At 63.5% G+C, this 13812-nt stretch carries 8 protein-coding genes; 7 read left to right on the top strand and 1 reads right to left on the bottom strand.

Annotation, left to right across the window (positions count from 1 at the left end):
* Positions 1–5 precede the first annotated feature (5 nt).
* The gene (locus tag GA566_RS18985; protein WP_160473681.1) at positions 6–4976 is read left to right on the top strand and encodes an ATP-binding sensor histidine kinase; all 4971 of its coding nucleotides are present in this window, start codon (positions 6–8) and stop codon (positions 4974–4976) included.
* Between the two features lie 16 nt (positions 4977–4992).
* Here GA566_RS18985 and GA566_RS18980 read toward each other — a convergent pair whose 3' ends face one another.
* Positions 4993–5763 (bottom strand): IclR family transcriptional regulator, encoded by a 771-nt coding sequence (locus tag GA566_RS18980; protein ID WP_160473680.1) that lies wholly within the window; start codon positions 5761–5763, stop codon positions 4993–4995.
* A gap of 109 nt (positions 5764–5872) precedes the next feature.
* Between GA566_RS18980 and GA566_RS18975 the strand changes: the two genes are divergently transcribed.
* The 6 genes from GA566_RS18975 (at position 5873) to GA566_RS18950 (ending at position 13722) form a co-directional block, all read left to right on the top strand.
* Positions 5873–6883, top strand: a complete 1011-nt coding sequence (locus tag GA566_RS18975; RefSeq protein WP_160473679.1) for a tripartite tricarboxylate transporter substrate binding protein — start codon at positions 5873–5875, stop codon at positions 6881–6883.
* Positions 6884–6964: 81 nt separating this feature from the next.
* The gene (locus GA566_RS18970; RefSeq protein WP_160473678.1) at positions 6965–7648 is read left to right on the top strand and encodes an RraA family protein; all 684 of its coding nucleotides are present in this window, start codon (positions 6965–6967) and stop codon (positions 7646–7648) included.
* Positions 7645–8586 carry an NAD(P)-dependent oxidoreductase gene (locus GA566_RS18965; protein WP_160473677.1) on the top strand — a complete coding sequence of 314 codons (942 nt, stop codon included), beginning with the start codon at positions 7645–7647 and terminating at the stop codon, positions 8584–8586. The genes GA566_RS18970 and GA566_RS18965 overlap by 4 nt, the downstream gene beginning before the upstream one ends.
* 79 nt (positions 8587–8665) lie before the next feature.
* Positions 8666–9658 (top strand): tripartite tricarboxylate transporter substrate binding protein, encoded by a 993-nt coding sequence (locus tag GA566_RS18960; protein ID WP_160473676.1) that lies wholly within the window; start codon positions 8666–8668, stop codon positions 9656–9658.
* Positions 9659–9701: 43 nt separating this feature from the next.
* The gene (locus GA566_RS18955; RefSeq protein ID WP_160473675.1) at positions 9702–10631 is read left to right on the top strand and encodes an SMP-30/gluconolactonase/LRE family protein; all 930 of its coding nucleotides are present in this window, start codon (positions 9702–9704) and stop codon (positions 10629–10631) included.
* A 151-nt stretch (positions 10632–10782) separates the two neighbouring features.
* Complete coding sequence (locus GA566_RS18950) at positions 10783–13722, top strand: HD domain-containing phosphohydrolase (RefSeq protein ID WP_160473674.1); 2940 nt, start codon at positions 10783–10785, stop codon at positions 13720–13722.
* The last annotated feature ends 90 nt before the right edge of the window (positions 13723–13812 follow it).

Below are 13812 nucleotides of genomic sequence, written 5' to 3'. Positions count from 1 at the left end.
ATTCCATGGATGAAACAAAAGACCTGTCCGGTGGCAGTGAAGCGCTGATGGCGCTCATCGACGGCGGCATGCCACCCGAGATTTTCGTGCCCAACGCGCTACGCGTGGCACGGGCATTGGCACTGGTACACGACGCTGGCCTCATCCATGGCGGGCTGACGCCTTCGAATATTCTGATCTACCGCGACGATCCCAGCGCACGGCTGAAAGGATTCCGGGGACAACATCCCAACGTCGCGCTCTCGGACTTTTCCGGCGGAACGGAATGGGAGATCGACCGGGAATTCCTGCATTACATGGCGCCGGAAGCCACCGGCCGGGTCAATCGCGCATTCGATGCACGCTCCGACCTGTATTCCCTGGGCTGCGTGTTTTTTCACATGCTGACCGGCCACGTGCTGTTCCCCGGACTCTCCACCTCGGAACAGATCCATGCCCATATCGCCCGCCCGCCCGATGAAGCCGTCATCGCCAATCTCGGACGCGATGTCGGTGGGCATCTGGTCGGCATTCTCAACCGTCTGCTTGCAAAGGAGCCCGATGAGCGTTACCAACGGGCGGCCGATGTTGTTGACGATCTGCTGACATGGCAATTCGCCAGTGCTCCGCAATCATCGAATCTGCGGCAGGCACCACGATCCGCGCTGGCATCATTTCGCACCAACAGACTGATTGGCCGTCACGTGGAACTGGCCAGCCTTCGTCGCGCAATGCAGGGCGAAGACGACGCACACAGGTTGTGGCTGGTCGAAGGTCCGGCGGGCATTGGCAAAACTGCGTTGATCGATCATTTCCGACTGGGCATCGATCCGGAATCCTGCGAGTTCGCCCAAGGCAAATGCGAACAGGGCGATGGTGCCACCCCCTATGCCAGCCTCTCCCGCGCCCTGTATGCCTTGCTGAGAACGGTACTCGGATATTCTCCGAAGCGGTTCGACGGCTTGCAGACAATCCTTCTGGAAGCGCTTGCCGAGGAGTCGTCGATGATCACGACGATTTTCCCGGAGTTCAGCTTGCTGCTGGGCGAACACACGCATACACCGGCGGTCTCGGCGCATGCCGAAAGGCGGCGGTTCCTTGAGGCCGTTGCCCGACTCTTGAGTGCATTCACCGCGCAAGACCGGCGGCTCATGCTATGTCTGGACGACTTGCATTGGGTGGACGAAGCGACGCTGGAGGTGGTTGCCCATGTCATGCGGCATCCGCTCTGCGCGCGAGTGCTGTTCGTTGCCGCCATGCGCGACGGCCAATCCGAAAACCAGGGCGTTCACGTGCGTCCGTTTATCCTGGCCAACCGGGTGCAACGCATGTCGATTGGCCCGCTTTCCGAAACAGAAGTGGGCGGACTGCTCCGCGCTGTGCTTGCGTATCAGGTCGGCAATATCGATGTGGTGGAGCGCGCGGTGTTTCGCGGTGCGGGCGGCAATCCGCTTCACACCATTCAGTTTGTACGGTCGCTGATCGACGACAACCTCATGGTGTTCAACGAGGCCGATGGAGAATGGGCCGCCTCGCTGCCGGAAATCGAGGCACGCTCGAACACCTCCAGCGTGGTGGAACTCCTGTCAACGCGATTGGCACTACTGTCCGACGACGCGCGCCTGGCGTTGCAGTATCTGGCGGTCCTGGCAGAGCCATCTTCGATCGGGATGCTGGCGGCGGCCATGCAGCAGCCCGCAGACCTCGTGGAGCGTTCACTGCGGGTAGCCGTTGCAGAGCAACTGGTGGAATGGAAAGACGAGCAATATGCCTTCGCGCACGACCGGTTCAGGGAAGCGGTTTATCAGACGCTGAGTGAATCCGAACAGCACGAAAAGCATCTGGAAGTGGGCTGCAACCTGTGGAACGATGGGCCACGAGACGCGCTCAAGGTCAGCGTCTTCGTCGTGGCCAACCATCTGGACAAGGGGCTGCTTTACTGTGAAGAGACACTAAAACATCCTGGCGAGGAAAATCGCCGGCGTCAGTTTGCTCTCATCATGCTGGAGGCCGCCATCAAGGCCAGGGATGCCACGGCATACGAGTCGGCAATATCGTATCTCGTCAACGCCGGGAAGCTGTTGCGAAACGGTGCCGACAGGCATGGCGGGGAAAACGCAGACCTGCTCTCGCTGATCGAATTGAGAATCGGGGAGTGTGAATTCGCCTCGATGCGAATCGCGGCGGCTTCGGAACGACTGGCCGCCATGCCGGCGCACCGCCTCGATGCCCGGGACCGCGCGGAATGGATCCGGCTGCGCCTGGCCATGTACGTGGCACTGGATCAACCGGACAAAGGCGTGGAAATCGGCTTCCGCTACCTCGCGGAAGAAACCGGTATCGAAATCCCCAGGGATAACCCCATTCGGGACATCGAACTGGAGTATCGACGGCTGCTGACGCTCTACGGCAACCGTAGCGTCGACGAACTCATCCAACTGGATCTGATGGTTGACGCGCGCATCCGCAACGCGATGGATGTCATGACGGACCTGATTCCGGCCGTGCAGTTCACCAGCCCCGATCTGGTGGAAGTGCTCATGCTGCGGATGATCAATTTCGGTCTCGAATATGGGCATTGCGATGCCTCGTGCTATGCATACGTCTGTCTGAGCTTTATTGCGGGCGCACGATACGGAGACTATGCAACCACCGCCGTCTTCAGCGAACTCGCGATGCGGCTGCCGCACGAGCGAGGGCTCAGGTTGTACGCGGGCCGCGTGCAGATGTGCTACGGCGCGCTCAGTCTGCCGTGGACAGGGCCGGCATCCGAGGCACGGCGGCACCTTGAGGAAGCGACGGTACTGACCGACCGTCAGGGCGACGCGACGTTCGCGGTGTATTCACGCCGGCATATTGTCACCAACCTGATTTTTACCGGCGGGCCACTGTCCGACGCGCAACGCATTGCCGAGGACGGGCTCAGGCTGGCGCGGGACGCCGAGTTCGCGCTGGTGGTCGATGCGTTCATGGCGCAGGCGTGGCTCATCCGTGAACTCAGGGGCGTGCCGCTCGATATCGGGCTACGCGACCCCAACCTCGGCGCCGTGGATTACGTCGAATTGCTCGCTGACTGCATCAGCGGCAACTTCGACCGCGACATTGCAGCGTTCGCGTTCTGGACCTACCGCCTGCAGGCCGCATTCCTGTGGGGAAACGTGCGCGAAGGGTTGCAGGCCGAGGCACGGGCCATCGATACCGAGTGGGCGTCCACCGCGTTTCTGGAGAATGCCGATTTCGTCTTCTACAGTGGGCTGCTGCGTATCGCGCTGGCCAAATCCGCAACGGACGAAGCGCGCGACACCCACACTCGTCACGCCGCAGACCGGATTCTCCAGATGCAGCGCTGGGCGCAGGCGAACCCCGAAAATTTCCTGTCCCGCGAACGATTGCTCTGCGCGGAATATGCATCGCTGACGGGCGACGACGCGCAGTGCCTCCCCCTCTACGAAACGGCCATCTCCCTGGCCGAGCGTGCCTGTGACATGCATGTGCTGGGCGTCGCCACGGAACTGGCCGCGCAGTTTGCTGGCCGGTGCGGATTGCGATCCGCGCAGCGTGGCTATCTGGAGCAGGCCAGGACCGCCTATGCGAACTGGGGTGCCGACGCCAAGGTGCGGCATCTGGAGACCGCATTCCCTGCGTTGCGGATGGCAAAACAGGCTGGGTTTTCCGCACTCGAAGATCCCCTGTCGTGGAACGAGCAAGGCTTTGAAACCGAAGTGGTACTGCGGGCAGTCCGTGCCTTGTCCGGCGAAATATCGCTGCAGCAGGTCATGACGGTCATCCTCCAGAATGCCCTGCAATATGCGGGCGCGGAGCGCGCCGTGCTTTGCCTGCTGGAGGATGGCGCGCTGCATGGTGCCGCCCACGCACGGCTGGTACAGGGGCAACTGGACATCAACCTGGATCGGAAACCCATTTCGCCGGAGCTGGTTTCCACATCCATTGCCTACCTGACGCTGCGCAGCAAGCAGTCCGTCGTCATCGAGGATGCACGCGACGATCCCCAGCATGGGCTCGACAGCTATATCCGCGCCCACCGTTCGCGGTCCATCATGTGCGTGCCATTGGTCAAGCAGGGTGCACTCACCGGGTTGCTGTACCTGGAGAACGCGCTGATCGCCGGGGTGTTCAATCCCACACGGGTGAGAACGCTGGAGGTGCTAGCGTCGCAGGCGGCCGTGTCGCTGGAAAACGCCAAGCTCTACGAGAGCGTGGAAGCCGAACACCAGCGCCGCGCGGACGCCGAACGCCGCGTCCGGGAAACGCAGGGCAAGCTGGCCCGCGCGGCGCGGCTGACCGAACTGGGGGAATTCGCGGGATTCATCGTGCATGAGATCGGCCAGCCCATTACCGCGCTGGGTACAAGCGCCCGTGCCGCCGTGCGGTGGCTGAATCGGGATACGCCGAACATCAAGGAAGCCGTGGCAGCCATCGAGAAAATCTCGGCCAGCGGCGAGCGGGCGAGACAGATCATGGAAAGCCTGCGGGCCATGGTGCGGGAGTCTCGCCCCAAAGTACTGCCCGTGGACATCCACGAAGCGATTCTCGAAGTATTCAGCGTGCTGGAGGAACGCATCGCCGCCGGAAACGTGGGGATCTCCACAAGCTTTGCGCCGGACGTCGAGATCGTGTTCGGTGATCGCGTGCTGCTGCAACAAGTGATCATGAACCTTGTCACCAATGCGCTCGAAGCAATGAACGACGTGGAGGTCCGCGAAAAATCCATTTCGGTCCAGACACAAATCGACGAGCACGGCATGGTCTGGGTGTCGGTCAGCGATACCGGACCCGGTATCGCCGCGGACATCGCGGGGCAGCTTTTCGACTCGCTTGCCACCACCAAGGGCTACGGCATGGGCATGGGGCTATCCATCTGCAAATCGATCCTGGAAGCCCACGGCGGCGAAATCGAGGTGTGCAATGACACGTCCACCGGCGCCGTATTCTGCTTTTCCATCCCCAGCCGTCCTCCGGCGGACACTGCCCGCTGACCATCGTCCACACGCCTCACGGGTGCCACGTCGAGGGCCTTTCCACCTGCATCGCGGGCCGCTGGCTGCCCGCCATCGCATACGAGAGCTTGTTGGCGGCATCCACCACCGTCTGCGCCAGTTCCAGCAGGCGTTCTTCCCCGAGACGCGCGGTCGGCCCCGAAATGCACATCGAGCCCAGCAATCGCCAGTGCAGGCCGAACACGGGCGCTGACACGCTCGACACCTCCGCTTCGCGCTCGCCCAACGACAGGTGAAACCCGCGCCGCCGGATCGTTTCATAGAGTTCGCCCGATTCCCCTGAGAACGCGAGGATCACGCGTCCCGGAGAACCGCTGTCGAGCGGCAGGGCCGCGCCGATCCGCACGTGGTGCCGAATCGCCTGCGGCCCTTCCACGCGCACCACGCAGGTCCGCTGCTGCCCTTCGCGGATATAGAACGACGCGCTCTCCCCGGTCTTGATCGTCAACTCGCGCAGCACCGGCTCCACCACCTCCTGCACGTTGAACGTCGCCTGATAGCACGCGCCCAGCCAGCCAGCGGCGCGGCCCAGCCGCCAGGTTCCATCCTCTTTCTGCACGAGGTAGTTGTCCGCCGCCAGCGTGCGCGCCAGACGCAGCACCGTGGTCTTGTGGATGCCTGTGCGACGGCTCAACTCCGCCAGCGAAAGCTGCGGATCGTTGACCCCGAATGCCTCCAGCACCCGCAGCGCCCGCGTCACGGCAGTCACGCCGCTTGCCCCTTGGTCGGCCTCCGGGGCGCCTGATTCAATACTTTTCCGGTTCATGGCGTGCAACATGTTTCGTCGTGCGAAACGGCATTGTAGGCAATGAAACGGTCGACAACAATCCATCTCACAGCACCGCCACATATAAAACGAGATCCGGAGACAGACAATGCGCGTCACACGCACGCTCACCATCACCGCAGTCACTGCCGTTACCCTTGGCCTCGGCCTTGCCGCCGCTGGCCTCGCCCAGTTCACCCCATCCGCCAACGCGGCCCCGGCCTATCCTTCCAAGCCGATCCGCGTGATCGTGCCCTTCCCGGCAGGCGGCGGCACCGACATCATTGCGCGCGAAGTCACCAGCAACGTGGCGAAGTCAACCGGTTGGACCTTCGTCGTGGACAACAAGCCGGGTTCGGGTGGCAACCTGGGGGTGGACGCCGCGGCGAAGGCGTCCGCCGATGGCTATACGATCGTTCTCGGCCAGACCAGCAACCTCGCGATCAACCCCACGCTGTTCAGCCACCTGCCCTATGACCCGCTCAAGGATCTGGCGCCGATCAGCCTCGTGGCCAGCGCACCGCTGGTACTGGTGACGCCGGTCGGGTCGCCCTACAAGACACTGGACGATGTCATCCAGGCCAGCAAGGCCAAGCCCGGCACGTTGAACATCGCCTCGCCCGGCAATGGCACTGTCGCCCATCTCTCGGGCGAACTGCTGCAGAAGACCGCAGGCATCAAGCTGACCCACGTGCCGTACAAAGGCGTGGCGCAGGCAGTCAACGACCTGATCGGCGGACAAGTCGATCTCTATCTCTCGTCGGTTCCCACGCTGCTGTCCCATATCCGTAACGGCAAGCTGCGTCCGCTGGCCGTGACATCGCTCAAGCGCGTGACCGACCTGCCGCAGGTTCCCACCATTGCCGAGTCGGGCTATCCGAACTTCGAAGCCTCCACATGGTTCGGCTTCGCCGCCCCGGCGGCCACACCGAAGGACATCGTCGTCAAGCTCAATGCCGCATTCAACAAGGCGCTGCAATCGCCCGAACTGGCGAAGAAGCTGAGCGATCAGGGTGCGCTGGTCCTGGGCGGCACGCCCGAGGCATTTGGCACGCAGATCCGCCAGGACATCACGCGCTGGGCTTCGATCATCAAGGCATCCGGCACCCGGCTGGATTGACCGCCTGTTCCTGAACGTTTCCCGAATTCCCCGAGCCTTCCCGCTATTTCCGCCTGTATCCGTCCTTTCCGGAGTCAAGTCATGTCGCTGCCCAACCTCAATCAAACCTTCGAACGTGTATCGGCCACCGTGGTCGCCCAGGCCGCAAAGTTCCAGCCGGCGATCTTGGCCGATGTGGCCGGTCGTCGCGGTGCGCTGCATGGCCGTATCAAGGCACTTCGCCCCAGCATGAAGCTGGCTGGCCCGGCCTTCACCGTGGAAGTCCGCCCCGGCGACAACCTGATGATCCATGCCGCACTGGCACTGGCGCAACCCGGCGACGTGCTCGTCATCGACGGCAAGGGTGACCAGACCTCCGCGCTGATGGGAACGATCATGATGAGTGCAGCGCGCCAGCGCGGGCTGGCCGGTGTCGTCATCGACGGCGCCGTGCGCGACAGCCTCGAATTGGAAGAGATGAAGTTCCCTGTCTTCTCCGTCGGCACCAATCCAAACGGACCCACCAAGGAAGTGGCGGGGCGTATCGGTCATCCGGTCAGCGTGGGCGGCGTAACGGTGCATCCCGGTGACTATGTCTGCGGTGATGCCGATGGCGTCGTCGTGGTGGAACGCGAGAAGATCGAATCGCTGCTTGCTGCCGCCGAACACAAGGAAGCCGCCGAAGCCAAACGCATCGCACAGATCAAGGAAGGCAACACCGCTGCCCCGTGGCTGCTGGCCTCGCTGGTCACCGCTGGCGTGCTGAAGCAGGGAGAAACGCTGTGACGACGCGCCCTGCCATCATCGTGACCGGTGCGGACCTCGCGCCAGAAGCCCTCGCGGTCCTCGCTGATTTCTCCATCGTATTCGCGGGAAAGACCCCGCAAACCGCAGACCTCGTGTCGCTCGCCAGACAACACGACCCGGTCGGCATCATCGTCCGCTATGGCAGCGTAGGCGCCGAAGTCATGGATGCCGCGCCATCGCTGCGTGTCATCGCCAAGCATGGCAGTGGCACCGACACCATCGACAAGACCGCCGCGGCGGCGCGAGGCATCGAAGTACTGGCCGCAGTGGGCGCCAATGCCGCAGCCGTTGCCGAGCACGCGTTGGCACTGATGCTGGCCTGCGCAAAATCCATCGTGCCGCTCGATGCGCGCATGCACGCCGGCCACTGGGACAAGGCCACGCACAAGAGCATCGAACTGAGCGGCCGTACCGTGGGGCTGGTGGGCCTCGGCACGATTGGCCTGCGCCTCGCCCGCATGTGCCACGCCATGGACATGCGCGTGATCGGCTTCGATCCCTACGCCCGCAACCTGCCCGACTACGTGAAAGCCGTGCCGCTGGAAACGATCTGGTCCGAGGCCGATGTGATCTCGCTGCATTGCCCGCTCACCGACGACAACCGCAACATGCTCGATGCCGATGTGCTGGCACGCTGCAAACCGGGCGTCATCCTCGTCAACACGGCGCGCGGCGGCCTGATCGACGAACCCGCGCTGTTGAACGCGATCCGCTCCGGACACGTTGCCGGTGCGGGCCTCGACAGCTTTGCCGTCGAACCGATGGCTGTGCCCCATATCTTTCACGGCCAGCCCGGGATTATCCTGAGTCCGCATATTGGCGGCGTGACCAGCGCGGCCTACGTGAACATGGGCGTTGCCGCAGCGCGCAATGTACTCGGCGTCGTGAGCCGCGAACCCGCACTCACGAAAGACTGAGCGATACGAGATCAGGCAACACGGCGTCCGGAAAAAGAAAGAGCCGGACCCGACAAGAAGCAATAAGTTGGAGACAGACATGCACGCAACAAAACACAGCGCCCCGTGGCTTCCGCGATTCGCATTGGGGGCCCTGGCCGCCCTCTCGTTTCTCTCGATCGGCGTTCACGCGGAGACCTGGCCCGCCCGTCCCGTCAAGATCGTGGTGCCCTATCCGCCGGGCGGCGCCGTCGATGCGGTCACACGCAAGATGGCGCAGCGCCTGACCGAGCAGACCGGCCAGAGTTTCTTCGTCGAGAACAAGCCCGGTGCCACGGGCACCATCGGCGCCGTACAGGTTGCCCGCTCGGCGCCAGATGGCTACACGCTGCTGGCCAACGACACCACCTACGCGTTGCTGCCGCATATCTTCCGCAAACTGCCGTTCGACTATGCGCAGGATTTGCAGCCGGTTTGCGCGTATGTGTTCGCGCCGATGGGACTGGTCGTCAAGGCCGACGGCAAGTACAAGACGCTGGCCGAACTGCTCACCGCCGCCAAGGCCGGGGACAACAAGGTCTCGTATGGCTCGGGCGGCCCGGGATCGACACCCCACTTCGCCAGCGAAGCGCTGGGGATGGCGGCCGGTGCGCACTTCATGCATGTGCCCTTCAAGGGCGCGGGCGAGGCAACCGTCGCGCTGCTCGGCGGCACCGTGGATTTCCAGATGGCGTCCATCTCGGGCGTGATCGGCCAGGTGCAAGGCAACAAGCTGCGCGTGCTGGCCGTGAGTGGCGACAAGCGCCTGCCCGCGTTGCCGGGCGTACCGACTTTTGCAGAAGCGGGCGTGCGCGGTTTCGGCGTCACGAACTTCACCGGTCTCTGGGCACCCAAGGGCACGCCGCCGGAGGTGCTGGCCCGCCTGCAGAAGGAAGTGTCCGCAGCCATGGCCACGCCCGATATGCGCGCCTACGCGCAGGGTATCGGCGCCGATGCCGGCTACTGGGACACCAACGCATTCCGCAAGGAAATGGGCGAGCGCACGGCATTCTGGGGTAAGGTCGCCAGTGGCACTGGCTTTGAAAAGCAGTAATTCGTAGCCAACCCCTATCTGTCACGCTCCGTCAGGACACCACATGTTTCTCTTGAATCCGCCAGTCGTCCGCGAAGCCACGCTGTTCAGCAGCCTGCCGGAGCGCTATCGCCAACAGCGCCACACCGCATGGTCCGATGCCAATCAGGGCGGACGCGCCATCGACTCCTTCCTCGAAGGCCCGGTCGTGGACGATGCAGGCAACCTCTATGTGACGGATATCCCCAACGGTCGCATCTTCCGGATCGATACCAATGGGGCTTGGGAGACAATCGCCGAATGGGACGGCCAGCCCAACGGCATGAAGTTCTTCACTGCCGATGAACTGCTGGTCACGGACTATCGCAACGGACTGGTTCTCGTCGATATCAAGACAGGCAACGTGCGTCCGCACCTGGGCCGGCGCAACACCGAGAGCTTCAAGGGCGTGAACGACCTGACGCTCGATGCGCGCGGCAATGTGTATTTCACGGATCAGGGCCAGACTGGCCTGCACGATCCGACGGGGCGCGTGTATCGACTCTCGCCGGAGGGCCGGCTCGACCTGCTGCTATCGAATGTGCCGAGTCCCAACGGCGTCGTGCTCTCGCCGGACGAACGCTTCCTGTTCGTGGCCGTCACGCGGGGCAATTGCGTATGGCGGATGCCATTGCAGGCCGATGGCAGCGTCTCCAAGACGGGGCAATTCTTCACGTCCTACGGGCCCAGCGGTCCCGATGGATTGGCGATGGATCAGACCGGCCGCCTGCTCGTCGCCAACCCCGGGCTGGCCTACGTCTGGGTGCTCAACCATCGCGCCGAACCCGTGGAGGTGATTCGCGGCACGCCGGGGCACTCGCTGACCAACCTCGCTTTCGGCGGCTCCGATCGCAAGACGCTCTACATCACCAACTCCACGACAGGTGAGATTCTGACTGTGCAGATGGATGAGCCCGGTGCCACCCTGAGCGGGAAGCACGACGCCCGCCGCTGAAAGTGCACGCCGTGCCGCACGGACGGTCCGGCGTGTACCCGCGTGTACCCAATACTTTGCTTGACCGATCCCGCACTCCCACCGAAGCTTGGAAGGCTGCACGCTGCCATCCATCGCAAGCATCGTCGAAGAAGAACAAGGGAGAGGTCATATGCCGTCGTCACGCAAGGGAATGCCGCTGCACGCGCATCTGTGGATGCTGTTCGGCGCGATCATCCTGCTCGTTGGCCTGCTGGCGAGCGGCCTCAACTACTGGGTGACCCGCGCCGCGCTGCAGGCCGCCACTGCGGATGCCAGCCAGCAAATGGCCGGCACGATGCGCGACGAGGTGGAGGACTTGCTGGCACCGGCACAGACGGCCATCACGCTGATTCGATACAGCGCCATCGCCAACGATGGCACGCCGCACCAGCGCGATGCGTGGCTATCGCTGGCGCGCGAAGCGCTGGAGAGCGCGCCAGTGCTGCAGGCGGTCTACATCGGCTACGCAGACGGAACCTTCCTCTATCTCAGGCCGCTGAGGTCCGATGCGGACCGCGCGATCTTCAAGGCGCCCGACACGGCGTACTTCGTGCTGCGCAGTGTCCTCGGCACGGCGCCCGCGCTGATCGGACAAGTCGATTTCCTCGATCGCGACCTGCGCACGGTGGCCACCCTCCGGGATCAGGAATACGCGGAACGCTTCGATCCGCGCAAACGGGTCTGGTATCAGGCCGCAATTGGCTCCGATGCGCCCGTGCGCACGGACCCCTATCTGTTCTTCTCCGACCAGGAAGTCGGCACCACGTTTGCATTCCGAACACCGCATCGCAATGCCGTGGTAGGCGGCGACTTCCGTCTCGACTGGCTGGGCACGATGCTCGCGAAGAAGAAGGCGACGCCCGGCACCATGCTGGCGCTGCTCGACAGCAACGGCAAGGTGCTTGGCATCGACAGCCGCCTGCCCGAATCGTCCGCCGCGCCAGACGCTATCCAGGCAGACTTGCTCGCCGCGCCCGCCGACTACAACATTCCGGTGCTCACGGCCATGGCCACCGCATTCCAGGGCGGCGCCCGGCAGACGGGGCGCAAGTCGATAACGGTAGACGGCATGACGTGGTACACCACCACCGACGTGATTCCTGCCACCACCGGCAAGCCGCTCTACCTGCTGATGGCCGTGCCTCAATACGAACTGTTGGCGAACGCCAAACAACAGGCATGGACGGGCATCCTGTTCACGCTCGCCATCGTGCTGCTGTCCATTCCGCTGACATGGCTGGTGGCCCATCGCCTCGCCAAGCCGCTCAGCCAGTTGGCCGATGGCATGCAAGCCATCCGCAGCTTCGATTTCGACAAGGCACTGCCCGTGCAATCGACCATCCGCGAAGTGGGCGCGCTCGGCGCCGCCGCCGAACAGATGCGCCAGACCATACGGCGTTTTCTTGCCATCGTGCAGGCGGTTGCCGCCGAAGATCGTCTGGAGCGCTTGTTGCCAGTGCTGCTGGGGAAAACACTTGCCGAAGCTGGCGGCACAGCCGGCATTTTCTTCCTGGTCGACGAGAACGACATCCGCGCCGCGGCAATCCAGGACCGTCATGGCAACGATGCCGCAGCGACGAAGCCATCCTATGCGCTCGATGAAGCGCCATCACTGGTGCGCGACGCCGTCCGGCAACATCGTTCGCAAAACGCTGGCCTGGACCGCACGGCTCTCGCCGCGATCACAGCGGGCGATATGACGCATGGCGGTGCCACGTGCGCGGTAGCCATCCCGGTGGTGAATCGAAAGTCGGAGGCACGTGGCGTGATCCTTGTGATCCGCGACACGCCGATGAACGCGGCACAGCTCGCCTATGTGGAAACGCTATCCGCGCTGTATGCCGGCTCCATTGAAGTCCGCGAGTTGGCCGACGCCCAGCGCAAGCTGTTCGACGCATTCATCCGTCTGCTGGCCGATGCAATCGACGCCAAGAGTCCGCACACCGGCGGCCATTGCTCTCGCGTGCCGGCGCTGGCCAAGCTGCTGGCACAAGCCGCGTGCGATGCCACCGATGGCCCCTTCCGGTCATTCCAGATGACAGGCACCGAGTGGGAAACGCTACATGTGGCCGCATGGCTGCACGACTGCGGCAAGATCACCACGCCTGAATACATCATCGACAAGGCGACCAAGCTCGAAACTCTCCACGATCGCCTGCACGAGGTTCGCATGCGATTCGAGGTCATGAAGCGCGAGGCCGAGATCGGCTGCCTCGAAGGCATCGCTGCGGGCGACGATCCTGCTGACGCGCGGACGCGGCTCCAGCAGACCTTGCGAGAACTGGACGACGATTTCGCATTCGTCGCCGCATGCAACCAGGGGACCGAAGCCATGGACGCGCACCGCAAGGCACGGCTGCTGCAGATTGCTTCGCGCACGTGGACCCGGACGCTCGACGACCGCATCGGCCTGTCCCGCGAAGCCACGGCGCATCTGTCCGCAAGCCCCGCCCCGTCATTGCCCGTGCGCGAGCCGTTGCTCGCGGACAAGCCGGAACACCGGGTGCCGCGTGGCCCGCATGACACCATCGCCCCCGACAATCCGTGGGGCTTCCGGCGCGACGCCCCGCCGTATCTCCATGATCGCGGCGAACTGCACAACCTGCTGATTGGCCGGGGCACACTGACCGCGGAAGAGCGCTACAAGATCGAAGATCACATCGTGCAGACGCAAATCATGCTCTCGCGGCTACCGTTCCCCCGTCATCTTCGGCAAGTGCCCGAAGTGGCTGGCAACCATCACGAGAAGATGGACGGCACAGGCTATCCGCGACGCCTGCGGCGCGAGGACATGAGCACACTCTCCCGGATGATGGCGGTTGCCGATATCTTCGAGGCGCTGACTGCGGCGGACCGCCCCTACAAGAACGCCAAGACCCTGTCCGAATCCATCGACATCATGTACCGGGCCGCTGCGGATGGGCATATCGACCCCGAGATTTTCGAACTGTTCCTGACATCGGGCGCCTACCTGGCCTATGCCCAGCAATATATGCAGCCCGCCCAGATCGACAAGATAGACGTGGAGCGATACCGAAAGCAAATGCGCGCAGGCAGTGCCGTGGCATAGCGGCATTTGCGATTCCCGAACCCCGCCTTTGGCCCCGCCGAAGCCGTAGCAATCCGGTTTCCCCGAACGCGCAAGCCGTGTAACAATCGT

Origin of the sequence: Cupriavidus sp. SW-Y-13, assembly GCF_009793345.1 — a bacterium.
In the GTDB taxonomy this organism is placed as follows: domain Bacteria; phylum Pseudomonadota; class Gammaproteobacteria; order Burkholderiales; family Burkholderiaceae; genus Cupriavidus.
The sequence above is the reverse complement of the archived record's forward strand: the minus strand, read 5'-3'. Positions and strand labels throughout refer to the sequence as shown.